The sequence below is a fragment of the Pseudomonas sp. GCM10022186 genome, from assembly GCF_042656385.1.
Classification (GTDB): domain Bacteria; phylum Pseudomonadota; class Gammaproteobacteria; order Pseudomonadales; family Pseudomonadaceae; genus Metapseudomonas.
The window spans coordinates 128,305-154,788 of record NZ_JBHSOU010000066.1; the positions used below are offsets into that span (position 1 = coordinate 128,305).

Here is a 26,484-nt window from a genome sequence, read left to right on the forward strand (position 1 = left end):
GGCCCGGGAATTCGAATCGTCACAGGCAGAGCCGCTGACTCATGACCACGTCCTCAGGACGTGGTTTCCCAAGTGCGAATGAATTCGCTCCCACCGGGCCATCCTGCGAAGCTTGCATGCCATCGGCGATGCAGCCTATTTGGCGAACAGCTGGCCTATATCCTTGAAAGCCTTGAATTCCAGGGCGTTGCCGCAGGGGTCGAAGAGGAACATGGTGGCCTGCTCGCCGACCTGGCCCTTGAAGCGGATGTAGGGCTCGATCACGAACCTGATATCGAAGGATCGCAGGCGCTCGGCCAGGGCCTCCCACTGGTCCCACTCCAGGACGACGCCGAAATGCGGTACCGGTACGTCATGGCCATCGACCGGGTTGCTGTGGACGCTCTCCTGCGAGGAGGTCTTGGGATGCTCGTGGATCACCAACTGGTGGCCGAAAAAGTTGAAGTCCACCCACTGGGTGCTGGAGCGGCCTTCCTCCAGGCCGAAAACCTCGCCGTAGAAGGCTCGGGCGGCGGGGAGGTCGTAAACGGGAATCGCCAGATGGAAGGGGGAAAGGCTCATCGAATTCTCCGGTAGGGATGTTGTCGTTGCGGCGCGAGGCTATATGGGCAGGCAGGTCGAGCGTTTGATCTCCTTGAGCGAGAAGCCGGTGTACATCTCCTTGACGTTGCCCAGGGTGCGGATGCGATGCAGGGCGAGTTCGTGGAAAGCCGCCATGTCCTTCACGACGACCTGCAACAGGTAGTCGTAGCGTCCCGAGACAGTGTGGCAGGCCACGACGTTCGGCAGCTTCTGGATGCCCTGTTCGAACTTCAGCATCGCCTCTTCCGAGTGGGAGTCCAGGGTGATGTTGATGAAGGCGAAAAGGCCAAGCCCCAGGGCCTCCTGATTCAAGGTGGCGTGATAGCCGACGATGACCTCTTCTTCCAGGCGCTTCAGCCGCTTCCAGCAGGCTGGCGGAGACAGGTTGATCCGGGATGCCACCTCCGCATTCGTCAGTCGGCCGTTGATCTGAAGAATCTCCAGGATCGCGCGATCGACGCTATCCAGTTCTGTCATGCCTTGTCCTCCCGTTGATGGTTGGGTCCGCCTCAGCCGCGTCAGGGCCTGCATTCCGCGGCGAATGGATAATTTTATTAACCAGAAACACGAAAAAACAAAATAAAAGGAAAGAACATTTCCTGATCAAAAAAATAACATTCAATCACGGCCCGAGCTTTCTCCGCAGTGCTGATGTCGCCTTTACCCAGGTCTTCGGCACGGAGGCAGGCCGCCTGCAGCCCAACAAAAACAAGTAGCCCCGGAGGCAGCTGTGAGCCTATTCAGAACCAAAAACCTCGACGCAATGGTCATGAGCAGCCAGGCACCTGGCGGATTGAAGAAGGTCCTCGGCCCCTTCGATCTCGTGTTGATCGGCATCGGTGCAATCGTCGGTACAGGGATCTTCGTGCTGACGGGAACCGGAGCACTGACCGCGGGCCCCGCCCTGACCATTTCCTTCGTTATCGCAGCCATGGCCTGTGCCTTCGCCGCGCTCTGCTACGCCGAATTCGCTTCTTCGGTTCCCGTTGCCGGCTCCATCTACACCTACAGCTACGCCACCCTGGGCGAACTGGTGGCCTGGATCATCGGCTGGGATCTGATGCTCGAATATGGCCTGGCCAGTTCGGCGGTATCCGTCGGCTGGTCCGGGTACTTCCAGTCATTGCTGAGCGGCTTCGGGATTTCCCTGCCGGTTGAACTCACGGCGGCCCCGGGCTCGGTTCCCGGCGTCGAGACCTGGATCAACCTGCCCGCGCTGCTGATCATGATCGGCCTGACCGCCATGCTGTCGTTCGGCATTCGCGAATCGGCGCGGATCAACAACCTGATGGTGGCGATCAAGATTGCCGTGGTCCTGCTGTTCATCGTGGTGGGCGCCAACCATGTGCAGCCGGCCAACTGGCAGCCGTTCGCACCTTTCGGCTACAGCGGAGTCTTCAGCGCGGCGGCCCTGGTGTTCTTCGCCTTCATCGGGTTCGATGCCGTGTCGTCGGCGGCCGAAGAGGTCAAACGCCCGGATCGGGACCTGCCCATCGGCATCATCGGTTCGCTGGCGGTCTGCGCCATTCTCTACGTCGCGGTGTCCATGATCATGACGGGCATCGTTCCGTACCAGGAGTTCCTCGGCGTGGACCACCCGGTCTCCCTGGCGCTGCAGCGAGCCAACGAAAACTGGTTCGCCGGCTTCATCGACCTGGGCGCCATCCTCGGCATGACCACGGTGATCCTGGTGATGGCCTACGGTCAGACCCGCATCATCTTCGCCATGTCGCGCGATGGTCTTCTGCCCCAGCGTCTGTCCAGCGTTCACCCCGGCTTCGGCACCCCGTTCTTCGCCACCTGGATGGTCGGCATCGTCTTCGGCCTGGTGGCCGCCCTCGTTCCGCTGAACGTCCTCGCCGAGCTGATCAACATCGGTACCCTGGCCGCCTTCTGCCTGATCGCCGTCGCGGTAATGGTGCTGCGCAAGAGCCGACCGGATCTCCCGCGCGCCTTCCGTTGCCCGGCCGTCCCCGTCGTGCCGCTGCTGGCCATCGGCTTCTGCCTCACGCTGATGACCTTCCTCCAGGCTGCCACCTGGATCGCCTTCGGTGCCTGGCTCGTCATCGGCCTGGCGGTGTACTTCGCCTATGCGCGCAAGCGCTCCTTGCTGAACTGACCGCTCGGGTCTCTTCACCGCCCGCCCCATCCTGCGAAGCCAGGGCATCAGGCCCGCAGGATGGGACCGGAACAGACCCTTGTGGGGGCGAATTCATTTGAACGTGGGAAACCACGTCCTGAGGACGTGGTCATGAGTCAGCGGCTCTGCCTGTGACGATTCGAATTCCCGGGCCAGCAGGATGAAGCCGATCCGGTAGGGTGCGCCGTGCGCACCGGCGGTTTGACGTGGTGCCGAAGCCGAACCCGGAATCGGTGCGCGCAGCGCACCCTAGGGTCCAGGCCAGGCGAAAGGGGGCGGCCTTGTGCACGGGGGAGGATTCGCCCCCTTCCAGGGGGCCAAGAGCAAGTCCAGGTTCTACGAACGTGGATGTTTACTCGCCAAGGGCAACGCAGTTGCCCCTAGCAACTTCTCGGAGCGTCCAAACGGTCAGACGCGTTCACGCATCTGGCTGCCGTGGTGGGCCGGCAACGCTGCGGAAATCACGGCAGCCGCGACCACGAAAGCTGTCGATGTCCAGAGGCACGCCTCCAGCCCGTAAGCCTGGAAAATCCAGCCGGACAGCAGGGTTCCGATCAGCCGTCCCAGGGCGTTGGACATGTAGTAGAAGCCCACATCCAGCGACACTCCGTCTTCCTTGGCGTAGCTGACGATCAGGTAGCTGTGCAGCGAAGAGTTCACCGCGAACAGCGCACCGAACAGCATCAGCCCCCCGAGCAGCGTGGCCTGGGCCGGCCATTGCGCGTTGATGCCCACGGCGATGGCGGCGGGCAGGCCGGCCAGCAGTGCCGCCCAGGCGAAGGCGGCGCGCCCATCCGGCACCTGCCCGCGCCGCTTGCCGGTGATGGCCGGCGCGAGGGACTGCACGATGCCGTAGCCGATGATCCAGGCGGCGAGGAAGCCGCCGACCAGCCAGAAGTCCCAGCCGAACGCCGTGCTCAGGTAAACCGGTAGCGCCACCACGAACCAGATATCCCGCGCGCCGAACAGGAACAGCCGCGCCGCCGAGAGGATGTTGATCGCCCGGCTCTTGGAGAGGATGTCGCGGAATTTGGGCTTGACCTTGGCCTTGCCGAGATCCTTCTTCAGCAGGCACAGGCTGGAGAGCCAGATCGATGCCAGCACGGCGGCCATGGCCAGCACGGAGCCCGTGAAACCGAGCAGGGCGAGCAGGGCGCCGCCGAGGAAGAATCCGACGCCCTTGAGCGCATTCTTCGAGCCCGTGAGGATCGCCACCCACTGGTACAGCCTGCCCTGCTGGCCGTCCGGTACCAGGAGCTTGATGGAGCTCTTGGCACTCATCTTGTTGAGGTCCTTGGCGATACCGGAAAGCGCCTGCGCGCCCATCACCCAGGGCACGCTCAGCAGCGGAGCCGGCACTGCAAGCATCAGCAGTGCCACTACCTGCAGGGCCAGGCCGAGGTTCATGGTGCGGTTCAGTCCCAGGCGTGCGCCCAAGTAGCCGCCCACCAGGTTGGTGACGACGCCGAAGAACTCGTAGAAGAGGAAGAGCGCAGCGATCTGCAGCGGCGAGTAGCCCAGGGTGTGAAAGTGCAGCACCACCAACATGCGCAACGCACCGTCGGTAAGGGTGAAGGCCCAGTAATTGCCGGTCACCAGCAGGTACTGGCGCACCTCCGGCGCCAAGGCTGACAAGGTTTTCACTCCTCAGCCGGCCTGGCCGACCAGCCGGGCCAGCTCGACGGTGCGGTTGGCGTAGCCCCATTCGTTGTCGTACCAGGCGTAGAGCTTCACCTGGGTGCCGTTGACCACCAGGGTGGACAGCGCATCGACGATCGCCGAGCGCGGATCGGTGCGGTAGTCGATGGACACCAGCGGACGCTCCTCGAAGCCGAGGATGCCGTTCAGCTCGTTCTCGGCGGCGGCCTTGAGCAACTGGTTGACTTCCTCCGCCGTGGTCGCGCGTTCCACCTCGAACACGCAGTCGGTCAGCGAGGCGTTGGCCAGCGGCACGCGCACGGCATGGCCGTTCAGCCGGCCGCGCAGCTCGGGGAAGATTTCCGCAATCGCCGTGGCCGAGCCGGTGGTGGTGGGAATCAGGCTCATGCCCGAGGCGCGGGCACGGCGCAGATCCTGGTGCGGCTGGTCGAGGATGCTCTGGGTGTTGGTCAGGTCGTGGATGGTGGTGATCGAGCCGTGGCGGATGCCGAGCTTCTCGTGAATCACCTTGACCACCGGCGCCAGGCAGTTGGTGGTGCAGGACGCGGCGGTGACGATGCGATGTTCGGCGGCATTGAACAGATGCTGGTTGACGCCCATGACCACATTCAGCGCGCCCTTTTCCTTCACGGGGGCGCTCACCACCACCCGTTTCACGCCCTGGTCCAGGTAGGCCTGGAGCACGGCGACGGTTTTCATCTTGCCGCTGGACTCGATCACCAGATCGCAGTCCGACCAGTCGGTGTCGGCGATGGTCTTGTTGGCGGTGACCCGGATGCGCTTGCCCCCGATCACCACGCAATCCCCCTCGGCACCGGCCTCGTGGTGCCAGCGGCCATGGACCGAGTCGAAATTCAGCAGGTGGGCGTGGGTGGCGGCGTCGCCGGCGACGTCGTTGATCCGGACGAACTCGAACTCCGGCCAATCCCAGGCGGCGCGCAGCGCCAGGCGACCGATACGGCCGAAACCGTTGATACCGACTTTGATGCTCATGCTCGTGTTCTCAGATGGCTATTGGGGGAAGTGCGAGTGCCAGCGGCTCCGCTCAATCCGCTGCCGGTGCCTGGCAGCAGAGCGTTGCCCGTTCCGGGCGGTTGCCCATCGCGTCCAGGCGCCCGGCATCGGGACTCATCCAGTGCTGGTTGGCTTCCAGTGCGGTGCGGAGCACGCTGCATACCCAACCCGGCAGATCGGGATGCAGGCGGTAGTACACCCATTGGCCCTGGCGCCGATCCGCCAGCAGGCCACAGCTGCGCAACTGCGCCAGGTGGCGGGAGATCTTCGGTTGGCTCTCCTCCAGGGCGCAGGTCAGCTCGCACACGCACAGCTCTTCCTCGCGGGTGATGAGCAGCATCAAGCGGACGCGGGTTTCATCGGCCAGGCACTTGAATACGGATGTGGGGGTCAGTCGATCAGCCATGGGGCATACCCAGACATATTCGGGAAAACGAATATATGGATTTTCGTATATAAGGCAAGACCTCCCGACCGGGAGCCTGCCTGCTGAACCTGTTCCCCTTGGCCAATTGCGGCGCTCGCAAACCGCCGACTAAACTCCACCCCATGACACGGCGCCTTCGCGTTCTCCTCATTCTGCTGATCAGCCTGACGCTTCCCCTGACCGGGATGGCGGGATTCGAGGCGCCGGCCGCCCCCTGTCCGATGCAAGCCGCTGGCCTGAGCGCCATGGCGGAAGGGGACCAGGATTGCTGCCATGACCTGGGCAAGATGGCCGAGCATGGCAAGAAGGCCTGCAAGACGGGCCAGGAATGCAAGACCGGCAGCATGCTCCAGGTGTCGGTCCTGAAGCCTCCCGTCACCCTGGCCGGGCCGGTGCTGGCCGATATGCCCCCCGCAGCGGTGCCCGACCGCTCACCTGCCGATCTCTGGCGACCTCCCTCCCTCTGATTCCTTTTCCGACCTGAACGCCTTCCCGCGTCCCTGGCGATTGCGGGTGGGTTTGCGCTCATGCGCCGAATATTCAGAGGAATCACCTGATGACTTCCGTGAGACCTTGCCCTGGGTGGGCCTTGCCTGCCACCCTGGCAATGATGCTGTTCGCCGTGCCAGGCCAGGGGGCCTCGCTGTCGCTGGACGAGGCCCTGCAGCTGGCGGAACGCAATGCTCCATCCCTGTCCGCGCAGGCCGCCAGGCTGGATGAGGCGAAGAACGCCGCGATACCCGCCGGTGAGCTACCGGACCCCAAGCTGGCCCTGGGCCTGCAGAACGTTCCCATCGAGGGTGAAGACCGCTGGAGCCTGGATCGCGACTTCATGACCATGCAGATGGTCGGCGTGATGCAGGAAGTGCCGAATCGCGACAAGCGCAGGGCCCGGGTCGAAACCGCCAAGGCCTCGATCGATCGGGCCACCGCCGAGGCCGAGGCCGAGCGCGCGAAGGTCCGCAGGGAAACCGCCCTGGCCTGGATCGCGACTTACACCAGCGAGCGCAAACTCGCCCGGTTCGACGACTTCTTCCGCGAGAACCGCCTGCTGGCAGAAGCCGTTCGCGCCCGCCTGGCGGGTGGGCGCGGGCAGGCGCAGGACGCCGTGGAGCCCAGGCAGGAGGCGGCCGAACTGGCCGAACAGCAGGACGACCTGGTGCTCCAGGTGGCCCAGGCGCGCGCAGCGCTCAAGCGCTGGATAGGCGACGCCGCCGCGGAGCCTCTTGCTGGCGACTTCCCGCGCTGGCCCATCGATGCCCCGCGCTACCTGCAGGCCCTGCATCGTCACCCCGAACTGGCGGCCTATGAGCCGATGGCGCGGGAAGCCGAGGCCCAGGTGCGCGAAGCCGAAGCGGCGAAGAAACCCGACTGGAGCTGGGAGCTGGATTACCAACGCCGGGGGCGCGAGTTCGGCGACATGATGACCGTGCAATTCACCTTCGACCTGCCGGTCTTCGCCGGCTCGCGGCAAGATCCGGCGATCGCGGCACGGCGGGCCCAGGTCAATCGACTGGAAGCCGACCGCGAGGCGCAGCTGCGTGAACACGGGCAACAGCTGGAAGCGGACCTGGCGGACTACCAGCGCCTGGAGCGGGCGGTGAGCCGCAGCCGCTCCACGCTGGTGCCGTTGGCCGAAGAGAAGGTGAGCCTCGCCCTGGCGGGCTATCGCGCCGGGAACACCGAACTGGCCAGCGTCATCACGGCACGCCGCGAGCTGGTCCGGGCCAGGCTCAAGGAGATCGACCTGCAGGGCCTCAAGGCCCTGGCTGCGGCCCGCCTGTACTTCACCTACGGGGAGGGCCGGCCATGAGTCGTGCTTCCTGGAAGTCAGTGGCGTTGATGAGCACGACGTTGCTCCTGGGGGCGGCCGGCGGGTACTGGTTCGCCGCCCGGGAGCACACGCCGGGGGCCGCCGTCGAGGCCGGCAGTGACCCGCGATCGCCCAAGGACGGTCGCCAGCCGCTCTACTGGTACGACCCCATGTTCCCGCAGCAGAAGTTCGACCAGCCCGGCAAGTCGCCCTTCATGGACATGCAGCTGGTGCCCAGGTATGCGGATGAGGCGGAGGAGGGTGCCTCCGTTCGCATCGATCCGGCCATCCGGCAGAACCTCGGCGTGCGGCTGGCCACCGTGACCCGGGGAAGACTGCAGCAAACCCTGCAGGTAACCGGTGTCCTGGCCTTCAATGCACGGGAAGTGGCGCAGGTGCAGGCGCGCGCCAGCGGCTTCGTCGAGCGCACCTACGCGCGAGCCCCGGGGGACCGGGTGGCCGCCGGCGAGCCCCTTGCCGACGTCTTGATCCCCGAATGGGCAGCGGCGCAGGAAGAGTTCCTCGCGTTGCGCCGCTCCGGCGACCCGGCTCTGGCGGCGGCGGCGCGCCAGCGCTTGCAGCTGGCCGGGATGCCAGGGGCGCTGATCGACCGTGTCGAGCGGCGCGGCAAGGCCGAACCGGTCATGACCCTGAGCAGTCCGGTCAGCGGCGTGATCCGGGACCTTGAGGTGCGCACCGGCATGGTCCTGTCCAGCGGGCAGACACTGGCCAGGATCAACGGCGTGGAGCAGGTCTGGCTGGATGTGGCCGTTCCGGAAGCCCAGTCCGGAGCGCTGAGGGTTGGCCAGAGGGTCGAAGCCCGGCTGCCGGCCCTGCCCGGCGAAGTGATCGAGGGGGTGCTGTCCAGCCTGCTGCCCGAGGCTGATCCGCAAAGCCGCACCCTGCGCGTTCGCATCGAACTGGACAACCCCGATGGCCGCCTGCGGCCGGGCATGACGGCCCAGGTACGCCTGAACCAGCAAAGCCCGGGCGATGTGCTGCTGGTGCCCAGCGAGGCGGTCATTCGCACGGGCAAACGCGCGCTGGCGATGGTTGCCGGGGAGGAGGGGCGCTTCCGGCCGGTGGAGATCCGGCTGGGGCAGGAAAGCGATGGTCAGACTGCAGTGCTCGCCGGCCTGGAGGCGGGGCAGCGGGTGGTGGCGTCCGGGCAGTTCCTCATCGATTCCGAAGCCAGCCTGAAGGGCATCGAAGCCCGGGCACTGGCAGAACCCGCGCCTGTCCAGGAGCAACCGGCCTTGCATGAAGCCGAGGGCAGGGTCGTGGAAATCGGCGAGCAGTCGCTGACCGTCGCCCACGGCCCGTTCAAGACCCTGGGCATGCCGGGCATGACCATGACCTTTCCGCTGGCCAGGCCCGAACTGGCGCAAGGACTGAAAGCGGGTGACCGCGTCAGCCTGAAGGTGCGCGAGGGCGATTCCGGACTGCTGATCGAGCAACTGAAAAAACTGGAGGCCTCGCCATGATCGCGAAGCTGATCCGCTGGTCGGTCGCCAACCGCTTGCTGGTGCTGCTGGCCACGCTGTTCGCGGTGGCCTGGGGCATCTGGTCACTGCGCGATACGCCGATAGACGCCTTGCCCGACCTGTCCGACGTCCAGGTCATCATCCGTACCAGCTATCCGGGCCAGGCCCCGCAGATCGTCGAGAACCAGGTCACCTACCCGCTGGCCACCACCATGTTGTCGGTACCGGGGGCGAAAACGGTCAGGGGGTTCTCGTTCTTCGGCGACAGCTTCGTCCATGTGCTGTTCGAGGATGGCACCGACCTGTACTGGGCGCGCTCGCAAGTGCTCGAGTACCTGAATCAGGTACAGGGCCGGCTGCCGGCCGCCGCCAGGCCTGCCCTGGGTCCGGATGCCACCGGCGTCGGCTGGATCTTCCAGTACGCCCTGGTGGACCGCAGCGGAACCCACGACCTGGCGCAGCTCCGGGCGTTGCAGGACTGGTTCCTCAAGTTCGAGCTGAAGACCCTGCCCAACGTCGCCGAGGTGGCCTCGGTGGGCGGCATGGTGAGGCAGTACCAGATCCAGCTCGACCCGACCCGCCTCGCCGGCCTGGGCATTACCCAGGCCGAGGTGGTCGAGGCCATCGGCAGGTCCAACCAGGAAACCGGGGGCGCCGTGCTGGAGCTGGGCGAAGCCGAGTTCATGGTCAGGGCATCCGGTTACCTGAAGACCCTCGCCGACTTCCGCGCCGTCCCGCTCAAGCTGACGCCCGCGGGCACCCCCGTGACCCTCGGCGATGTGGCGACCATCCAGCTCGGGCCGGAAATGCGCCGCGGCATCGCCGAACTCGATGGCGAAGGGGAAGCCGTCGGCGGCGTGGTGATCCTGCGTACCGGCAAGAACGCCCGCGACACCATCGAGGCGGTGAAGGCCAGGCTGGAGGAGCTGCGCAAGAGCCTCCCCGAGGGTGTGGAGATAGTCACCACCTACGACCGCAGCCAACTGATCGAGCGGGCCGTGCGCAACCTCGGCCAGAAGCTGATCGAGGAGTTCATCGTCGTCGCGCTGGTCTGCGCGGCGTTCCTCTGGCACCTGCGCTCGTCCATGGTGGCCATCGTCTCCCTGCCGGTGGGTGTGCTGATCGCGTTCGCGGTCATGCGCGTGCAGGGCATCAACGCCAACATCATGTCCCTCGGTGGCATCGCCATTGCCATAGGCGCCATGGTCGACGCGGCGGTGGTGATGATCGAGAACGCCCACAAGCGGGTCGAGGCCTGGAACGCCAGCCATCCCGGCGAAACCTTGCGCGGCGAACAGCACTGGCGGGTGATGACCGAGGCGGCGATCGAAGTCGGGCCGGCCCTGTTCTTCAGCCTGATGATCATCACCCTGTCGTTCGTGCCGGTTTTCACCCTGGAGGCCCAGGAGGGGCGTCTGTTCGGTCCGCTGGCCTTCACCAAGACCTATGCGATGGCCGCCGCCGCCGGCCTGGCGGTCACCCTGGTTCCGGTGCTGATGGGGTACTGGATTCGTGGCCGGCTTCCAGCCGAACGGAACAACCCGCTCAACCGCGCCCTCATCCATCTGTACCAGCCGGCCCTGGATCTCGTCCTGCGCTTCCCGAAAGCCACGCTGCTGCTGGCCTTGCTGGCGTTCCTCACCGCGCTCTGGCCCGCTTCGCGCCTGGGGGGCGAGTTTCTCCCGCCGCTGGACGAAGGCGACCTGCTCTACATGCCGTCGGCATTGCCCGGGCTGTCCGCGCAAAAGGCCTCGGAACTCCTGCAGCAGACCGACCGCCTGATCAGGACGGTTCCCGAAGTCGCCAGTGTCTTCGGCAAGGCCGGGCGCGCCGAATCGGCCACCGATCCCGCGCCCCTGGAGATGTTCGAGACCACCATAGCCTTCAAGCCGAAGGCGCAATGGCGGGCGGGCATGACCAGCGAAAAGCTGGTGGAGGAGCTGGATCGCGTGGTCCGGGTGCCAGGCCTGACCAACATCTGGATCCCGCCGATCCGCAATCGGATCGACATGCTGGCAACGGGCATCAAGAGCCCCATCGGGGTGAAGGTCGCGGGAACCAGCCTCGCGGACATCGACCAGGCGACCCGGGCCATCGAGCGTGCCGCCAGGACCGTCCCCGGCGTGAGCTCGGCCCTTGCCGAACGCCTGACCGGCGGGCGCTACATCGATGTGGACATCGATCGCCAGGCCGCCGCTCGCTACGGGATGAACATCGCCGACGTGCAGGCCATAGTCGCCAGTGCCATTGGCGGCGAGAACATCGGGGAAACGGTGGAGGGCCTGGCCCGTTATCCGATCAACCTGCGCTACCCGCGCGAATGGCGTGACTCGGTCGAAGCCCTTCGACAATTGCCCATCTATACCCGCCTGGGTGGCCAGATCACCCTCGGGACGGTGGCGAGCATCGGCATCGTCGATGGGCCGCCCATGCTCAAGAGCGAAAACGCCCGTCCCTCCGGCTGGGTCTACATCGACGTGCGCGGACGGGACCTGGCATCGGTCGTGGCCGACTTGCGTCGGACAGTGGCGGACAGCGTCAGGCTTTCACCCGGCATGAGCCTCAGCTATTCCGGGCAGTTCGAGTTCCTGGAAAGAGCCAACGCCAGGCTGAAGCTGGTGGTGCCGGCCACCCTGGCGATCATCTTCGTGCTGCTCTACCTCACCTTCGGACGTTTCGATGAGGCCTTGCTGATCATGGCCACGCTGCCATTCGCGCTGACCGGCGGGGTCTGGCTCCTCTACCTGATGGGCTTCAACCTGTCGGTCGCCACCGGCGTCGGTTTCATCGCCCTGGCTGGCGTTGCCGCCGAGTTCGGCGTGATCATGCTGCTCTACCTGAAGAATGCCTGGGCCCAGCGACAGGGCAGCGGGCAAACCACGCACGATGACCTGCTCGGCGCCATTCGGGAGGGGGCGGTGCAACGTGTGCGTCCCAAGGCGATGACCGTGGCCGTCATCATCGCCGGCCTGCTGCCGATCCTCTGGAGCGGCGGAACCGGCAGCGAGGTGATGAGCCGGATCGCCGTCCCCATGGTCGGCGGCATGATCACGGCGCCGCTGTTGTCCCTCTTCGTCATCCCGGCGGCGTACTGGCTCATGCGTCGCCGCGGGCAGCGCCATGCGACCGCGCCCGTCGAACTCGGAGAATCCACATGAGGGCGGCGGTTGCGCGATCCCGGGCTCGACAAGGACCTACGAGGTTTCACCGGCCTTCTGCGCCAGGCGTTCCCGGCAGAAATCCACGAACAGTTGTGCCGGCTTGGTCAGCTGGCCGCGCTTGAGGCGGGCGGCCACCAGGCCGGAGGTGGCCACTGGCTCGCTGATGTCGACGGTGACCACCTTCTTGCCGTCGTAGGTGCATTCCGAATGCGGGCGGGTGACCAGCAGGGAGAAGCCGAAGCCCTGGCCGACCATGCCGCGCACCATCTCGATGGATGGCGAGCTGAAGACGATATTGGGCGTCAGGCCCAGCTCGTGGAACAGGCTGACGAAGTAGGTGCGGCTGGGTTGCACGTCCAGCAGGATCATCGGCTCCAGGCAGAGGTCGCGCAGGGAGACCTGGGCCTGGCTGGCGAAGCGATGGTTTTCCGGCAGCAGGGCGTAGGGTTTCTGTGGCGGCATCAGCGGTTCGGTGGCGATGGTGCTGTCCAGGTCGTGGTCGTAGAGGAAGGCCAGGTCGAAGGTGCCGGCGGTCAGGCCCTGGACCAGTTCCTGCTGTTCGCCGTCGCGGATGCGGATGTCCACCCCCGGGTACTGTTCGCGGAAGCCGGCGATCAGCTGCGGCAGGTAGAGCGGGGCGACGGTTTCGAAGCAGCCGATGTCGATCTGCCCGGCGACTATATCGTTGTCGGCCAGGGCGTTCTGCTCGAACTCGCGGGCCACCCGCAGCAGTTCCTGGGCTTTTTCATAGAAGCGCGTGCCGCTGGGGGTCAGGGACACGCCCTGGGCGTGGTGGCGGATGAACAGCTGCACGCCGAAGCTTTCTTCCAGGCCCTTGATGGCGGTGGAGATGGACGGCTGGGCGATGTACAGCTTGCGCGACGCCTCGGCCACGCTGCCGGCTTCCACCGTCGTCACGAAATACTTGAGTTGTCGCAAGGTATAGGTAGCCACGGGCACCTCTGTCGCTGGGCCGCGGGCGCTCGCGCGGGCGGCTCGTTGTGCTTGTCGTTGTGGGTTGCACCTTACCCCAGACGGCGCCTGTGGAACCGCACGGCCTGCCGAGTTTTTTCATATGACTCGAGCATATTTTTAATAATTTTCCTCTGCCGGAAGCTGGCGCACCATCTGCCTCGACCCGAATAACAACATGACCGCGCAGACGGTCGACTGGGAGTGCAGCGTGTTCGATCTCGGCTATTGGCAGCAGCGAGCTGCCCGGCAAGCATTCAACGACAAGGCGCTGATCGGTGGCCGCCAGGTGAGTGCCGCCTCCGGCGCAACCTTCGATTCGATCAACCCGGCCACCAACCAGTTGCTGGCCCGCGTCGCCGCCTGCGGCGAGGCGGACGTGGACCTGGCCGTGCGCAGCGCGCGCCGCGCCTTCGACCAAGGCCCCTGGGCGCGCATGGCGCCGGTGGAACGCAAGAAAGTGCTGTTGCGCCTGGCCGAGCTGATGCTGGCCCACCGCGAAGAACTGGCCCTGCTGGATTCGCTGAACATGGGCAAGCCGGTGATGGATGCCTACAACATCGACGTGCCCGGCGCCGCCCATGTGTTCGCCTGGTACGGCGAGGCCCTGGACAAGCTCTACGACCAGGTGGCGCCCACCGCGCCCAATGCCCTGGCCACCATCACCCGCGAGGCGCTGGGCGTGGTCGCCGCCGTGGTGCCCTGGAACTTCCCCCTCGACATGGCCGCCTGGAAGCTGGCGCCGGCCCTGGCCGCCGGTAACAGCGTGGTGCTCAAACCCGCCGAGCAGTCGCCGTTCTCCGCCCTGCGCCTGGCCGAGCTGGCCCTGGAAGCGGGCATCCCGGAAGGCGTGCTGAACGTGGTGCCGGGCCTCGGCGAGAGCGCCGGCAAGGCACTCGGCCTGCACCCGGACGTGGATTGCCTGGTGTTCACCGGTTCCACCCAGGTGGGCAAGTACTTCATGCAGTACTCGGCCCAGTCCAACCTCAAGCAGGTCTGGCTGGAATGCGGCGGCAAGAGTCCGAACCTGGTCTTCGAAGACTGCCGCGACCTCGACCTCGCCGCCGAGAAGGCCGCGTTCGGCATCTTCTTCAACCAGGGCGAGGTCTGCTCGGCCAACTCGCGCCTCTACGTACAGCGCTCGATCCGCGACGAATTCACCGAACGCCTGCTGGCCAAGGCCCGCGCCTGGATGCCCGGCGACCCGCTGGACCCGGCCAGCCGCGCCGGCGCCATCGTCGACGCCGGGCAGACCGCCCGCGTCATGGCCTTCATCGAAGGCGCGCAAGGGGAGGGCGCGCGGCTGCTGGCCGGCGGCAAGCGCCTGACCTTCAACGGCTCCAGCAATTTCGTCGAACCCACGGTCTTCGCCGATGTGCGCGGCGACATGCAGCTGGCGCGGGAAGAGGTGTTCGGCCCGGTGCTGGCGATCAGCACCTTCGACAGCGAGGAAGAAGCCGTGCGCCTGGCCAACGACAGCATCTACGGCCTGGCCGCCTCGGTGTGGAGCGATGATCTCAACCGCGCCCATCGCGTGGCCCGCGCGCTGAAGGCGGGCACGGTATCGGTGAACACGGTGGACGCCCTGGACGTCGCCGTGCCCTTCGGCGGCGGCAAGCAGTCCGGCTTCGGCCGCGACCTCTCGCTGCATTCCTTCGACAAGTACAGCCAGTTGAAGACCACCTGGTTCCAGCTGCGCTGAGACGCCACCGGCCGCATGCCCCTGCAGCAAGCGGCCGTTCACAACAAGAAATCCAATCCCGTGCGTGGTGCACGCGCGGGCTGCGGCCTCCTGGCCACGACTGCCTCAGCAACTGACCACAACTTACAAGTAGTGAGGGAGTATCCATGTTCAAGTCCTTGCCCCCGTGCATCCGCGCCACCGTCGGCCTTGCCCTGCTGGCCGCCGCCAGCGGTTCGGCCCAGGCCCAGTCCGACAAGCTCACGGTGATTTCCTTCGGCGGCGCCACCAAGGCCGCGCAGGATGCGGCCTATTTCCAACCCTTCGAACAAAGCGGCGCCGGTAAGGTGGTGGCCGGCGAGTACAACGGCGAACTGTCCAAGGTGAAGGCCATGGTGGATATCGGCCAGGTCACCTGGGACGTGGTGGAGGTGGAAAGCCCCGAGCTCTTGCGCGGTTGCGAGGAGGGCCTGTTCGAGCGTATCGATCCGGCCGTGCTCGGCGAGTCGGCCAGCTACATGCCCGGCACCGTCAGCGAATGCGGCGTGGCCAGCTACGTCTGGTCCATGGTGCTGGCCTACAACTCCGACAAGCTGGCCGCCGCGCCCAGCTCCTGGGCGGACTTCTGGGACGTCCAGCGCTTCCCCGGCAAGCGTGGCCTGCGCAAGGGCGCCAAGTACACCCTGGAAGCGGCGCTGCTGGCCGACGGGGTGAAGCGCGAGGACCTCTACAAGGTGCTGGAGACTCCGGACGGCGTGGCCCGTGCCTTCCGCAAGCTGGACCAGATCAAGCCGCATATCCAGTGGTGGGAAGCCGGCGCCCAGCCGCCGCAATGGCTGGTGGCCGGCGACGTGGTGATGTCCGCTGCCTACAACGGCCGCATCGCCGCGGCGCAGAAGGAGGGCTCCAAGCTGGCCATCGTCTGGAACGGCAACCTCTACGACCCGGACCACTGGGCCATCGTCCGCGGCAGCCCGAACAAGGCGCTCGCCGAACGCTTCATCGTCTTCGCCAGCCAGGCCGAGACCCAGAAGACCTTCTCCAGCCAGATCCCCTACGGCCCGGTGCACAAGGACGCCCTGGCGCAACTGCCCGCCGCCACCCAGGCGCAACTGCCCACCGCACCGGCCAACCTGGCCGAGGCGCAACTGGTGAGCGCGGAGTTCTGGGTCAACCACGGCGAGGAGCTGGAAGAGCGCTTCAACGCCTGGGCGGCGCGCTGATCCATCTGCAATGGGTGGGCCGGGCGGCGTTCCGCTTCAGCCCACCCTACGTCTGAAACCTGCGTCCCGCGGACGCCGCCGGGCACGGCGGCCGAACGGGCGGATAACAAGTACAAGATCGGGAGAGTGTCATGAGTGCAAGTGTGTCCATTCCTGCCCATGGGCAGGCGGAAGCGGGCGGTTTCCGCCGTGTGCTGGGTCTGGGGGCGCTGCTGTCGGTGGCCATCGGCCTGGTGGTGTCACAGGGTGTGATGGTGCTGATGCTGCAGGGCGCCGGCTTCTCCGGCCTGGGTTTCATCGTGCCGCTGGGGCTGGCTTACCTGTTGGCCCTGAGCTATGCGTTTTCCTTCTCCGAACTGTCGCTGATGATTCCTCGCGCTGGCGGCCTCAGCAGTTACACCGAAGTCGCCCTGGGGCATTTCCCGGCCATCCTGGCGACCTTCTCCGGCTACGTGGTGGTGGCCATGTTCGCCCTGTCGGCGGAACTGCTGCTGCTCGACCTGATCGTCGGCAAGGTCTACCCGGGCGTCTTCCCGCCCTTTTCCGTCGCCTTCGGCGTGCTCGGCCTGTTCACCGTGCTCAACCTGATGGGCATCGACATCTTCGCCAAGCTGCAGACCGCCCTGGCGGTGGTGATGGTGTTCGTGCTGCTGTTGCTGGGCGTCGCCGCCATCGTCGAAGGCGCGCCGACACAAACCGCCGGCAGCGTGCTGCACGGCGACTGGAACCCCATGGGCGCCGGTGTGCTGACCCTCACCGCGCTGGCCGTATGGGGCTTCGTCGGCGCCGAGTTCGTCTGCCCGCTGGTGGAGGAAACCAAGCGGCCGGAGCGCAACATCCCTCGCTCGATGATCATCGGCCTGACGGTGATCTTCGTGACCATCGGCCTCTACTGCCTGGGCGCACTGTTCATGGTGCCGCAGGAGGCACTGACCACTGACGCGCTGCCGCACTACCTGTTCGCCACCACCGTGTTCGGCAAGGCCGGCGAGCTGTTCCTGGTGATCGCCTCGGTGACCGCCACCTTCAGCACCCTGAACTCCTCGCTGGCGGCCATCCCGCGCATGCTCTACGGCATGGCGCAGAACGGCCAGGCCTTCCCGGTGTTCAAGCGCCTCAGTCCGAATGCCCGTACGCCCTGGGTATCGGTGCTGTTCGTCGCCGCCATCACCGGCCTGCCGATCCTGGTGCTGGGGCAGGACGCCGCTTCGGTCAACCTGCTGCTGCTGGCCGCCGCCCTGGCCTGGCTGCTGGCCTACATCATCGTCCACCTGGATGTGATCGCCCTGCGCCGCCGCTACCCGGCCATCGCGCGTCCCTTCAAGACGCCCTTCTATCCGCTGCCGCAGCTGTTCGGCATCGCCGGGATGTTCTACGCCATCTGGTACGCCTCGCCGAGCCCGGACATGACCGGCAAGATCTTCGGCATCGCCGGCGTGGTGCTGGGGCTGGTGTCGCTGATCGCCGTGCTCTGGATCAAGTTCGTGATGCGCAAGGACCTGTTCCGCCCAGAACCTCTGGAGCGGATCCAGTGAGGCGCCGTTCCTGACCGCTTCACCTGGAGGCCCTGTCCCCGGCCGGCGGACAGGGCAGCTTTTTCATATAGCTCGAAGACATATTTAGTATTTTCCCTGCCCGGCGGCTTCGGCCAGCATCAAGGCAGCAGAAAACGGGACGAGGAGACCCCATCGATGAACGCAGAATTCAAGGCCCAACGCGAAACCCGTGACTACCAGGCAGCCGATGCGGCCCACCACATCCACGCCTTCCTCGACCAGAAGGCGCTGAACGCCGAAGGGCCGCGGGTGATCGTCGGTGGCGAGCGCCTCCACCTCTGGGACAACGACGGCAAGCGCTACCTCGACGGCATGTCCGGCCTCTGGTGCACCAACCTCGGCTACGGCCGCAAGGACCTCACCGCGGCCGCCACCCGGCAGCTGGAGCAGCTGCCGTACTACAACATGTTCTTCCACACCACCCACCCGGCGGTGGTGGAACTCTCCGAACTGCTCTTCAGCCTGCTGCCGGGCCACTACAGCCACGCCATCTACACCAACTCCGGCTCCGAGGCCAACGAGGTGCTGATCCGCACCGTGCGTCGCTACTGGCAGATCCTCGGCAAGCCGCAGAAGAAGATCATGATCGGCCGCTGGAACGGCTACCACGGCTCCACCCTGGGCGCCACGGCCCTCGGCGGCATGAAGTTCATGCACGAGATGGGCGGCATGCTGCCGGACATCGCCCACATCGACGAGCCGTACCACTTCGCCAATGGCGGCGACCTGAGCCCGGAAGAATTCGGCCTGCGCGCCGCGCGCCAGCTGGAGGAGAAGATCCTCGAACTGGGTGCCGAGAACGTTGCCGCCTTCGTCGCCGAACCCTTCCAGGGCGCCGGCGGCATGATCTTCCCGCCGGAAACCTACTGGCCGGAAATCCAGCGCATCTGCCGCAAGTACGACGTACTGCTGTGCGCCGATGAAGTGATCGGCGGCTTCGGCCGCACCGGCGAGTGGTTCGCCCACCAGCACTTCGGTTTCGAGCCGGACACCCTGTCCATCGCCAAGGGCCTGACCAGCGGCTACATCCCCATGGGCGGCCTGATCCTCAGCAAGCGCATGGCCGAGGTCCTGGTGGAGCAGGGCGGCGTGTTCGCCCACGGCCTGACCTACTCCGGCCACCCGGTGGCGGCGGCGGTGGCCATCGCCAATCTCAAGGCGCTGCGCGACGAGGGCGTGGTGACCCAGGTCAAGAACGACACCGGCCCCTACCTGCAGCAGTGCCTGCGCGAGGTGTTCGGCAACCATCCGCTGGTGGGCGATATCCAGGGCACCGGTTTCGTCGCCGCGCTGCAGCTGGCCGAAGACAAGGCCACCCGCAAGCGCTTCGCCAACGAGAACGACATCGCCTGGCGCTGCCGCACCATCGGCTTCGAGGAGGGCGTGATCATCCGCTCCACCCTTGGCCGGATGATCATGGCGCCGGCCCTGGTGGCCACCCGCGCGGAAATCGACGAGCTGGTCGGCAAGACCAGGATCGCGGTGGATCGCACCGCACAGGAGCTGGGCCGTCTCTGACGCCCGCTACGAAGTGCCGGTTCAGGGCCGGCGCTTCGCTCACCACAGCTGCTAGGCAGTGTTACGGCGCCCGGGATTGCTGCCCGCGCGCCGTTTTTTTGTGCCCGGGGCAGTTTTCTGTAGGGGCGAATTCATTCGCCAAGGGTTGCGAAGCAGCCCCAATGGTCGACCCAGGGCAGACCTGCGGCCTGCTTGGCGAATGAATTCGCCCCTACAGGAAAAGCACGACTGCCAGGCGGCCTGCGGTCTGCCCGCATTGTTCGCGATCCACGAACTCTGATATCGGCAAAAGCGGCATTGTTGGGGGAGGGCGCCTTTTGTAGCTTGGGCCTGCCGCACGAGCCGGCCGGCGGGGCTGCCTCCCCGCAGGGTCGCTGTCGCGGCCACAGGCAAACTCATAACAACAAGGTCAATGCCATGCGTCCTCTCTCACCTCGTTCCCGATCCATTCCGCTGGTTTCCCCCATCCTCCCGCACCAGGTGGCGCCCGACTGACGGCTGACCCCGGCGGGGCACCATCGAACCCCGCCTGATACCGGTCCCGCACCGATCACCGCAGACGCCCCATCGCGCGAGCCGCAGGTTCGCGCGAACGGGAGGCCTTTGCCCCGAAAACCAGAACACCAGCAGGAATGTCCTGAATGCGCGTCAACAACAGCCGGGTCACTTCATCGGCGCTCGGTACCCTGATGCTGGGTGCCGGCCTTCTTTCTTCCTGGAATGCCCAGGCCTCTGGCATCCCCTTTGCCGGCAACCGGCCGCAGAGCTTCCAGTTCAGCTCGGATTTCACCGAGCCCTACGACTCGTTCGGCCAGTACGTGCAGTGGAACGACGACAGCAAGCGCTTCGACGACGACGGCGACAAGGTCGACGGCAGCGGCACCGACACCTACGTCGGCCTCTCCTCGCTGTTGCATTACTGGAAGGTCGATGGCCTGCCGAACAACGGCTTCATCGCCAGCATCACCGTGCCGGAAGTGGCGGTGCGCGGGAACGGCGTGCGCGTCAGCGGCCTGGGCGATCCGCTGGTGGGCGGCCTGGTCTGGTACAACCCCGAGCCGCTGCGCACCCTCGGCGCGCAGGCCTACGTCCAGGTGCCGGTGGGCGCCGACTCGGTGAGCAGCGACACCTGGTCCTTCTGGCCGTCGCTCTTCTACAACGAGTGGTTCGGCAAGGTGAACATCGACCTGCTGGTGGGCGGCATCCTCCGTGGCGACGGCCCCCACGGCACCGAGCCGGGCAACACCTTCCACGCCAACCTGCGCCTTGGCTACAACGTGCTCGACCGGCCCACCTACCAGGTGACGCCGTTCCTGAGCTCCGACCACCAGAAGACCTGGGGTTCTGACGACCGCTGGGGCCGGATCATCCCCGACTCCGAGTCCAACGAGACGGCCGTCGGCGCCGGCGTGCTGTTCCAGCTCAAGCCGGGCATCCAGAGCCTCTACGCCCAGAAGATGTGGGACCAGGTCTCGCTGCACTACTCCAAGGGCGTGCACGGCCGCAACACCAGCGTTACCGACGGCCTGTTCCTGCAGCTCTGGCACTACTGGTGAGCCTTCCATCCCGCTGATTCCTCCCGCTGCCGAGCGCGCGGCGGGCCTTCGATCCCCTGGAGAATCGACATGAACGACGAACAGAAACTCGCCACCTCTCGGCGCAACTTCATCAAGGCCGCCGGTGCCGGCACCGCCGCCATGGCCCTCGGCGGCCTGGTGGTCGGCAAGGCCGGCGCCGCCGACAAACCCTTCGACAGCGAGCACGATATCGTGGTCTGCGGCGGCGGAGGCGGCGGCCTGCCCACCGCGCTGTTCGCCCGCTGGCTGGGCAACGACGTGGTCATCCTGGAGAAGGCCGCGAGCCCCGGCGGCACGGCGGCCAAGGCGGCGTTCTGGTACTGGGTGCCGAACAACAAGGCCATGCGCGATGCCGGCATGAGCGACCCCAAGGCCGACTTCCTGCGCTATGTGGCGCGCCTCACCCGGCCGCAATCCTTCGACCCGGCGCTGCCGAAGCTCGGCCTGAGCGACTGGGAGTACGAAATGTGCGAGGCCATCTACGACAGCGCCTCGCCCGCCGCCGAGCTGCTGGCCGAGAAGGACGCCTTGCCCTACCGCCATTGCGCCGACGTGCCGGACTACTGGTGCGAGATTCCCGAGGACAAGGCGCCCAAGGGCCGCGTGCTGGTGCCCCGCGATGCGCGCCCGAGCATGTCCGACGGCGGCCGCGTGGCGATCCGCACCCTCACCGCCGCCGCCCGCCGCGATGGCGTGGCGATCCGCACCGGCCATCGGGTCACCCGCGTGATCACCAACGAACAGGGCGCCGCCATCGGCGTCGAGGTGGAAACCGAGGAAGGCACCCTGCAGCGGGTGCGCGCGCGCAAGGCGGTGATCTTCGCCAGCGGCGGCTTCACCCACGATGCGGAGCTGCGCCGCAATTTCCTCAACGCGCCGGTCTACGGCGGCTGCGCCACCCTGACCAACGAGGGCGACTTCATCCGCATCGCCAGCGAACTGGGTGTGCAGCTGCGCAACATGAACTACGCCTGGCATTGTCCGATCCTGCTGGAGAAGGCCCTGGCCAAGGACGGTTCCATGTCCGGCATCTTCACCATGACCGGCGATTCCATGCTCATGGTGAACAAGTACGGCAAGCGCGTGATGAACGAGAAGACCGTCTACAACGAGATGGTCCCCGGCTTCTTCCAGTGGGACGGACTGAAGGCCGAGTATCCCAACCTGGTGATGATCTCCATCTGGGACCAGCGCGCCCAGACCTACTGCGCCAGCGACGAGTACGGCTCGCCCATCGTCCCGGCCGGCGGCAACGACCGTCATGTGATCAAGGGCGACACCCTGGAGGCCCTGGCCAAGGCCATCGGCGAACGCCTGGAGAAGTACCGCTCCGAGACTGGCGGGCTGACGCTCGCGGACGACTTCCTCGCCAACCTGAAGGCCAGCATCGCGCGCTTCAACGATCTGGCGAAGGCCGGCAGGGACAGCGACTTCCATCGCGGCGAACTGACCGTCGAGCAGCTCTTCAACGGCAGCGTGAAGCCGGGCGAGAACAGCGAAAACCCGACCCTTCACCCGCTGGCGGGGGAGGGGCCGTACTACGCGGCACTGATCACCGGCGGCAACCTGGACACCAAGGGCGGGCCCAAGACCAACTCCCACGGCCAGGTGCTGGACAACGCCAACCAGCCCATCCCGGGACTCTACGGCGTCGGCAACTGCGTCGCCTCGGCGTCCGGCCGCGCCTACTGGGCCGGCGGCGCGACCCTCGGGCCGATCCTGGCCTTCGCCTATCGCGCGGCGAACAAGGCCCATCTCGAATCCAGGAAGGCCTGACGGCCGCCACTTCCGCGAGGCAATCACCATGCGATACCCCTTCAAGCGCGAGCTGGCCCTGGGCCTGCTGCTCACCGTCGGCGTGGCCCAGGCCGACGACCTGGCCCTGGCCGCAAAGCTGACCAGCAACCACTGCGCGGTCTGCCACACCTTCAAGCAGGGCGAACCCCATGGCCAGGGCCCGAACCTGTACGGGCTGATCGGCCGCAAGGCGGGCAGCGCGGCCGGTTTCACCTACTCCGAGGGCTTCCGCCAGGCCATGGCCGACAAGACCTGGGACAACCAGCTGCTCGATGCCTGGCTGGCCGACACCCAGGCCGTGGCACCGGGCAATGCCATGACCTACTTCCAGGACGACCCGGCCAAGCGCGCGCGGATCATCCAGTACGTCCAGTCCCTGCACTGACCCTTTCATCGCCAACCGGGAGATTCCCATGCTGAGCACACAGACCATGACCGACGAGCAGCGCAAGTCGGTCGCCCTGGAATACCTGAAAGCCTTCGACAATGGCGGCATCACCTCCACTGGCGGCAGCATCCTCGACCTCTTCGCCGAGGACGCCCAGGTGCTGTTCCCCAAATGGGGCCTGGCCACCGGCCGCGAGCAGATCGGCCGGATGTTCGGCGACCTCGGCGGCCGCCTGAAGTCGATCACCCATGATTACTCGCACTTCAACTGGATCTTTTCCGGCTCCGACCTGGTGGTCTGCGAAGGCACCAGCTTCGGCGAGCATGTCGACGGCCCCTGGCGCGCCGGCGTGCCGAGCTGGGGGGCGGGGTGCTGGTGCGACGTGTTCGAGATCCGCGACTGGAAGATCCAGCGCTGTTTCATCTACCTCGACCCCGACTACGGCGGCCGCGACACCGCGCGCTATCCCTGGCTGAACCGCTGAGGGCGCGGGCGGGCGTTCCCGGCGAACGCCCGCCTCATCCGACTTTCCCGCGAGGAGAAACACATGGGTATCACCGACTGGAAGCACTGGCTGGTCATCATCGTCGTCGCCGTCCTGCTATTCGGCAGCAAGCGCCTCAAGACCCTCGGCCCGGACCTGGGCGAGGCCATCAAGGGCTTTCGCCGGAGCATGGGCCCGGAGGCGGCGGACAGCCCGCCGGAGGTGCCGGCCCCGTCGCCCGCCATTGGCCAGACGGTGGCGCAGGCGTCCACCCCTGGTGCCGAGGTACCGGCATCCTCGCAAAGGGGTTGAAGTGGTTCAACGGGGCGACGAGTGGTGGTATGAGCTATATTGCGCTCATAATATTACGTGTGTAATTTAAGTCAGACGCTCGGATTCCCGAGCCCTTTCCCTGGAGACAGAACCATGAGCGAACAGAAGCACCAAGGCGTTGCCCTGATCACCGGCGCGTCCACCGGCATCGGTGCCACCTATGCCAAGCGCCTGGCGGAGCGAGGCCACGACCTGCTGCTGGTCGCCCGTGACCTGGAGCGCCTGGAAGCCCTGGCGGCCCAGTTGCACGAGCAGCATGGGGTGCAGGTGGAAGTGCTGAAGGCCGACCTCACCGACAGGGCCGACCTGAATCGCGTGGCCCAGCGCCTGCGCAGCGATCCCGCCATCAGCACGCTGGTGAACAACGCCGGCGTGGCCCTCAGCGGCAGCCTGCTGGATACCGACCTGGACCGTTTCGACGCCATGATCCAGCTCAACGTGGTGGCCGTGACCCACCTGGCCGCGGCGGCCGCCGCCAACTTCGTCGCCCAGGGGCGCGGCACCCTGATCAACATCGCCTCGGTGCTGGCCCTGGCCCCGGAAATGTTCAACGGCACCTACAGCGGCACCAAGGCCTATGTACTCAACCTCAGCCAGTCGCTGAACAAGGAAGTGGGGGACAAGGGCGTGCGCGTGCAAGTGGTGCTGCCGGGGGCGACCCGTACCGAGATCTGGGAGCGCTCGGGCACCGGCATCGAGAACATCCCCCAGGAAATCCTCATGGACGTGGGCGAGATGGTGGACGCTGCGCTGGCCGGCCTGGACCAGGGCGAGCTGGTGACCATTCCCGCATTGCCGGACAAGGCCGACTGGGAGCGCTTCACCGCCGCGCGCTTCCACATGGCGCCGAACCTGTCCCTGTCCAGGGCCGCTGCGCGCTACAAGGCGTAAGCGCCCAGGAAGCCGAAGGCCGGGCGAATGAATCGGCCCTTACAGGAAGCGCGCAGACCCTCGGGGGTTGCACGGACTGCCCCCTCTCCCTCCGGGAGAGGGTTGGGGTGAGGGAAGCCATCGGCCGGCTCGGAGCCAATCCTTCTCGCGAATGAATTCGCTCCCACGGGCTACGGCACTGCGATAACGGATCGATGGGTTTCGCTTCGCTCTACACCATCCTACGGGGAATGCGCTTTGTAGGATGGGGCGGGCGGCGCTCCGCTAGAGCGAAGCGATACCCATCAAGGCGGTCGGCGCCGCCTTCAATGCGTGCCCGAGGTGTCGTGTTCCTCGCCGCGGCCATAGACGTCGTCCAGCCGCGTGATGTCGTCCTCGCCCAGGTAGCTGCCGGTCTGCACCTCGATCAGCACCAGCGGGATCTTGCCGGGATTGGACAGACGGTGGACCGAGGTGATGGGAATGTCGGTGGACTGGTTCTCGGTGAGCAGGAATACCTTGTCGTCGCAGGTCACCTGGGCGGTGCCCGAGACCACTATCCAGTGCTCGGCACGGTGGTGGTGCATCTGCAGCGACAGCTGGCCGCCGGGCTTGACGGTGATGTGCTTGACCTGGAAGCGCCCGCCGGTGTCCACCGAGTCGTAGGAACCCCAGGGCCGGTAGACCTGGCAGTGGTTCTCGGTCTCGCAGCGGCCCATGCCCGTGAGTTTTTCCACCAGTTGCTTGACCTCCTGCACGCGGTCCTTGCGCGCGACCATGATGGCATCCTTGGTTTCCACCACCACGACGTCATCCAGGCCGATGATCGACACCAGCTTGCCGTTGCCGTGCACCAGGCAGTTGTGGCTGTCCTGCACCACCACGTCCCCCTTGATGACATTGCCGTCGTCATCCTTCTCGTGCACGTCCCAGATCGACGACCAGCAGCCGACGTCGCTCCAGCCGGCGTCCAGCGGTACCACGCAGGCGCGCTCGGTCTTCTCCATCACCGCGTAGTCGATGGAGTTCTCCGGGCAGCAGGCGAAGGTGGCTTCGTCGATGTCGATATGGTCGTCCTGATGACTGCTGCGCTCCAGGGCCTGCCGGCAGGTCTCGTGGATGTCGGAATCGTGCTTCCGCAATTCCTCGAGGTAGCGGCTGGCGCGGAACAGGAACATGCCGCTGTTCCACAGGTAGTCGCCGGAGGCCAGGTACTGGCGCGCGGTTTCCTCGTCCGGTTTCTCGACGAACCGGGCGACGCGGCTGACCCCTTCCGGCAGCCGGGGGTCCGGCTCATGGCGAATGTAGCCGTAGCCGGTTTCCGGCCGGGTCGCCGGCACGCCGAACAGCACCAGCTCGCCTTGCTCGGCAGCGTCGGCGGCCAGTGCCAGGGCCCGCTGGAAGGCCTCCGGGTTTTCCAGTACATGGTCGGAGGGCAGTACCAGCAGCAGCTCGTCACGGCCCTCGTTGAGCAACTGCATGGCGGCGATGGCCACCGCCGGCGCGGTGTTGCGGCCGAAGGGTTCGAGCAGGATCACCCGGGGCGCGAGCTGCAGTGCGTCGAGCTGTTCCCGGACGATGAAGCGGTGGTCCTTGTTGCAGACCAGGATGGGAGCCTGCATGCCGTCGAGCCTCAGGCGTTCGAGGGTCTGCTGGAACAGCGTGCGCTCGCCGGTGAGGGCGAGGAACTGCTTGGGGAACTGGCGGCGCGAGAGCGGCCACAACCTTGAGCCGCTACCACCTGAGAGGACGACGGGAGTCATGATGTTTTCTCCTGCTGGTTGCTTGAGCGTGCTGCACCCGGG

General features: G+C 66.2%; 22 protein-coding genes. 15 read left to right on the forward strand and 7 right to left on the reverse strand.

Annotated features, from left to right (window positions below):
• Positions 1-135: 135 nt before the first annotated feature.
• Together ACFPU0_RS23825 and ACFPU0_RS23830 are read right to left on the reverse strand one after the other, a co-directional pair.
• Positions 136-561 (reverse strand): VOC family protein, encoded by a 426-nt coding sequence (locus ACFPU0_RS23825; protein WP_377695758.1) that lies wholly within the window; start codon positions 559-561, stop codon positions 136-138.
• Positions 562-600: 39 nt separating this feature from the next.
• On the reverse strand, positions 601-1,059 hold the full coding sequence (locus ACFPU0_RS23830) for an Lrp/AsnC family transcriptional regulator (protein WP_377695759.1): 459 nt from the start codon (positions 1,057-1,059) through the stop codon (positions 601-603).
• 253 nt (positions 1,060-1,312) lie between these two features.
• Between ACFPU0_RS23830 and ACFPU0_RS23835 the strand changes: the two genes are divergently transcribed.
• A complete protein-coding gene (locus ACFPU0_RS23835; protein WP_377695760.1) occupies positions 1,313-2,701 on the forward strand; it encodes an amino acid permease in 1,389 nt (462 codons plus the stop codon).
• A 429-nt stretch (positions 2,702-3,130) separates the two neighbouring features.
• Here ACFPU0_RS23835 and arsJ read toward each other — a convergent pair whose 3' ends face one another.
• From arsJ to ACFPU0_RS23850, 3 genes are read right to left on the reverse strand one after another with little or no spacing between them, the layout of a single operon-like run.
• Positions 3,131-4,366, reverse strand: coding sequence for an organoarsenical effux MFS transporter ArsJ (gene arsJ, locus ACFPU0_RS23840; protein WP_377695761.1), 1,236 nt, complete (start codon positions 4,364-4,366; stop codon positions 3,131-3,133).
• Between the two features lie 3 nt (positions 4,367-4,369).
• Complete coding sequence (locus tag ACFPU0_RS23845; protein WP_377695762.1) at positions 4,370-5,374, reverse strand: ArsJ-associated glyceraldehyde-3-phosphate dehydrogenase; 1,005 nt, start codon at positions 5,372-5,374, stop codon at positions 4,370-4,372.
• A gap of 52 nt (positions 5,375-5,426) precedes the next feature.
• Entirely contained in the window at positions 5,427-5,801 is a 375-nt protein-coding gene (locus ACFPU0_RS23850; protein WP_377695763.1) for a metalloregulator ArsR/SmtB family transcription factor, read from the reverse strand.
• Positions 5,802-5,944: 143 nt separating this feature from the next.
• Between ACFPU0_RS23850 and ACFPU0_RS23855 the strand changes: the two genes are divergently transcribed.
• The 4 genes from ACFPU0_RS23855 to ACFPU0_RS23870 all read left to right on the forward strand — a co-directional run bounded on the left by ACFPU0_RS23855 (position 5,945) and on the right by ACFPU0_RS23870 (position 12,277).
• Complete coding sequence (locus ACFPU0_RS23855) at positions 5,945-6,289, forward strand: hypothetical protein (RefSeq protein WP_377695764.1); 345 nt, start codon at positions 5,945-5,947, stop codon at positions 6,287-6,289.
• Positions 6,290-6,378: 89 nt separating this feature from the next.
• On the forward strand, positions 6,379-7,635 hold the full coding sequence (locus ACFPU0_RS23860) for a TolC family protein (protein WP_377695765.1): 1,257 nt from the start codon (positions 6,379-6,381) through the stop codon (positions 7,633-7,635).
• Positions 7,632-9,119, forward strand: a complete 1,488-nt coding sequence (locus ACFPU0_RS23865; RefSeq protein ID WP_377695766.1) for an efflux RND transporter periplasmic adaptor subunit — start codon at positions 7,632-7,634, stop codon at positions 9,117-9,119. Before ACFPU0_RS23860 ends, ACFPU0_RS23865 begins: the two co-directional genes overlap by 4 nt.
• Positions 9,116-12,277: an efflux RND transporter permease subunit gene (locus ACFPU0_RS23870; protein ID WP_377695767.1), complete on the forward strand. Its 3,162-nt coding sequence runs from the start codon at positions 9,116-9,118 to the stop codon at positions 12,275-12,277. Before ACFPU0_RS23865 ends, ACFPU0_RS23870 begins: the two co-directional genes overlap by 4 nt.
• 36 nt (positions 12,278-12,313) lie before the next feature.
• Here ACFPU0_RS23870 and ACFPU0_RS23875 read toward each other — a convergent pair whose 3' ends face one another.
• Complete coding sequence (locus ACFPU0_RS23875; protein ID WP_377695768.1) at positions 12,314-13,234, reverse strand: LysR substrate-binding domain-containing protein; 921 nt, start codon at positions 13,232-13,234, stop codon at positions 12,314-12,316.
• A gap of 229 nt (positions 13,235-13,463) precedes the next feature.
• Here ACFPU0_RS23875 and ACFPU0_RS23880 point away from each other — a divergent pair, with 229 nt between their 5' ends.
• The 10 genes from ACFPU0_RS23880 (at position 13,464) to ACFPU0_RS23925 (ending at position 24,700) form a co-directional block, all read left to right on the forward strand.
• Complete coding sequence (locus ACFPU0_RS23880; RefSeq protein WP_377695933.1) at positions 13,464-14,954, forward strand: aldehyde dehydrogenase; 1,491 nt, start codon at positions 13,464-13,466, stop codon at positions 14,952-14,954.
• A 146-nt stretch (positions 14,955-15,100) separates the two neighbouring features.
• Complete coding sequence (locus tag ACFPU0_RS23885) at positions 15,101-16,156, forward strand: ABC transporter substrate-binding protein (RefSeq protein ID WP_377695769.1); 1,056 nt, start codon at positions 15,101-15,103, stop codon at positions 16,154-16,156.
• A gap of 131 nt (positions 16,157-16,287) precedes the next feature.
• Positions 16,288-17,691 (forward strand): APC family permease, encoded by a 1,404-nt coding sequence (locus tag ACFPU0_RS23890; RefSeq protein WP_377695770.1) that lies wholly within the window; start codon positions 16,288-16,290, stop codon positions 17,689-17,691.
• A 156-nt stretch (positions 17,692-17,847) separates the two neighbouring features.
• On the forward strand, positions 17,848-19,230 hold the full coding sequence (locus tag ACFPU0_RS23895) for an aspartate aminotransferase family protein (RefSeq protein WP_377695771.1): 1,383 nt from the start codon (positions 17,848-17,850) through the stop codon (positions 19,228-19,230).
• 641 nt (positions 19,231-19,871) lie between these two features.
• Complete coding sequence (locus tag ACFPU0_RS23900) at positions 19,872-20,786, forward strand: transporter (protein WP_377695772.1); 915 nt, start codon at positions 19,872-19,874, stop codon at positions 20,784-20,786.
• Between the two features lie 69 nt (positions 20,787-20,855).
• On the forward strand, positions 20,856-22,583 hold the full coding sequence (locus ACFPU0_RS23905; protein ID WP_377695773.1) for an FAD-dependent oxidoreductase: 1,728 nt from the start codon (positions 20,856-20,858) through the stop codon (positions 22,581-22,583).
• 28 nt (positions 22,584-22,611) lie between these two features.
• A complete protein-coding gene (locus ACFPU0_RS23910) occupies positions 22,612-22,989 on the forward strand; it encodes a c-type cytochrome (protein WP_377695774.1) in 378 nt (125 codons plus the stop codon).
• 28 nt (positions 22,990-23,017) lie between these two features.
• Complete coding sequence (locus tag ACFPU0_RS23915; protein ID WP_377695775.1) at positions 23,018-23,476, forward strand: nuclear transport factor 2 family protein; 459 nt, start codon at positions 23,018-23,020, stop codon at positions 23,474-23,476.
• A 63-nt stretch (positions 23,477-23,539) separates the two neighbouring features.
• Entirely contained in the window at positions 23,540-23,788 is a 249-nt protein-coding gene (gene tatA / locus ACFPU0_RS23920; RefSeq protein WP_377695776.1) for a twin-arginine translocase TatA/TatE family subunit, read from the forward strand.
• A gap of 114 nt (positions 23,789-23,902) precedes the next feature.
• Positions 23,903-24,700 (forward strand): SDR family NAD(P)-dependent oxidoreductase, encoded by a 798-nt coding sequence (locus ACFPU0_RS23925; protein WP_377695777.1) that lies wholly within the window; start codon positions 23,903-23,905, stop codon positions 24,698-24,700.
• 305 nt (positions 24,701-25,005) lie between these two features.
• Here ACFPU0_RS23925 and ACFPU0_RS23930 read toward each other — a convergent pair whose 3' ends face one another.
• Positions 25,006-26,442, reverse strand: a complete 1,437-nt coding sequence (locus ACFPU0_RS23930; protein ID WP_377695778.1) for a mannose-1-phosphate guanylyltransferase/mannose-6-phosphate isomerase — start codon at positions 26,440-26,442, stop codon at positions 25,006-25,008.
• Positions 26,443-26,484: the final 42 nt, after the last annotated feature.

Coding starts and splice junctions, on each gene's coding strand:
- ACFPU0_RS23910 (WP_377695774.1), top strand. CDS start 22,612: ATGCGATACCCCTTCAAGCGCGAGCTGGCCCTGGGCCTGCTGCTCACC.
- ACFPU0_RS23830 (WP_377695759.1), bottom strand. CDS start 1,059: ATGACAGAACTGGATAGCGTCGATCGCGCGATCCTGGAGATTCTTCAG.
- ACFPU0_RS23855 (WP_377695764.1), top strand. CDS start 5,945: ATGACACGGCGCCTTCGCGTTCTCCTCATTCTGCTGATCAGCCTGACG.
- ACFPU0_RS23895 (WP_377695771.1), top strand. CDS start 17,848: ATGAACGCAGAATTCAAGGCCCAACGCGAAACCCGTGACTACCAGGCA.
- ACFPU0_RS23865 (WP_377695766.1), top strand. CDS start 7,632: ATGAGTCGTGCTTCCTGGAAGTCAGTGGCGTTGATGAGCACGACGTTG.
- ACFPU0_RS23870 (WP_377695767.1), top strand. CDS start 9,116: ATGATCGCGAAGCTGATCCGCTGGTCGGTCGCCAACCGCTTGCTGGTG.
- ACFPU0_RS23860 (WP_377695765.1), top strand. CDS start 6,379: ATGACTTCCGTGAGACCTTGCCCTGGGTGGGCCTTGCCTGCCACCCTG.
- ACFPU0_RS23825 (WP_377695758.1), bottom strand. CDS start 561: ATGAGCCTTTCCCCCTTCCATCTGGCGATTCCCGTTTACGACCTCCCC.
- ACFPU0_RS23915 (WP_377695775.1), top strand. CDS start 23,018: ATGCTGAGCACACAGACCATGACCGACGAGCAGCGCAAGTCGGTCGCC.
- ACFPU0_RS23925 (WP_377695777.1), top strand. CDS start 23,903: ATGAGCGAACAGAAGCACCAAGGCGTTGCCCTGATCACCGGCGCGTCC.
- tatA (WP_377695776.1), top strand. CDS start 23,540: ATGGGTATCACCGACTGGAAGCACTGGCTGGTCATCATCGTCGTCGCC.
- ACFPU0_RS23900 (WP_377695772.1), top strand. CDS start 19,872: ATGCGCGTCAACAACAGCCGGGTCACTTCATCGGCGCTCGGTACCCTG.
- ACFPU0_RS23885 (WP_377695769.1), top strand. CDS start 15,101: ATGTTCAAGTCCTTGCCCCCGTGCATCCGCGCCACCGTCGGCCTTGCC.
- ACFPU0_RS23905 (WP_377695773.1), top strand. CDS start 20,856: ATGAACGACGAACAGAAACTCGCCACCTCTCGGCGCAACTTCATCAAG.
- ACFPU0_RS23845 (WP_377695762.1), bottom strand. CDS start 5,374: ATGAGCATCAAAGTCGGTATCAACGGTTTCGGCCGTATCGGTCGCCTG.
- ACFPU0_RS23850 (WP_377695763.1), bottom strand. CDS start 5,801: ATGGCTGATCGACTGACCCCCACATCCGTATTCAAGTGCCTGGCCGAT.
- ACFPU0_RS23930 (WP_377695778.1), bottom strand. CDS start 26,442: ATGACTCCCGTCGTCCTCTCAGGTGGTAGCGGCTCAAGGTTGTGGCCG.
- ACFPU0_RS23890 (WP_377695770.1), top strand. CDS start 16,288: ATGAGTGCAAGTGTGTCCATTCCTGCCCATGGGCAGGCGGAAGCGGGC.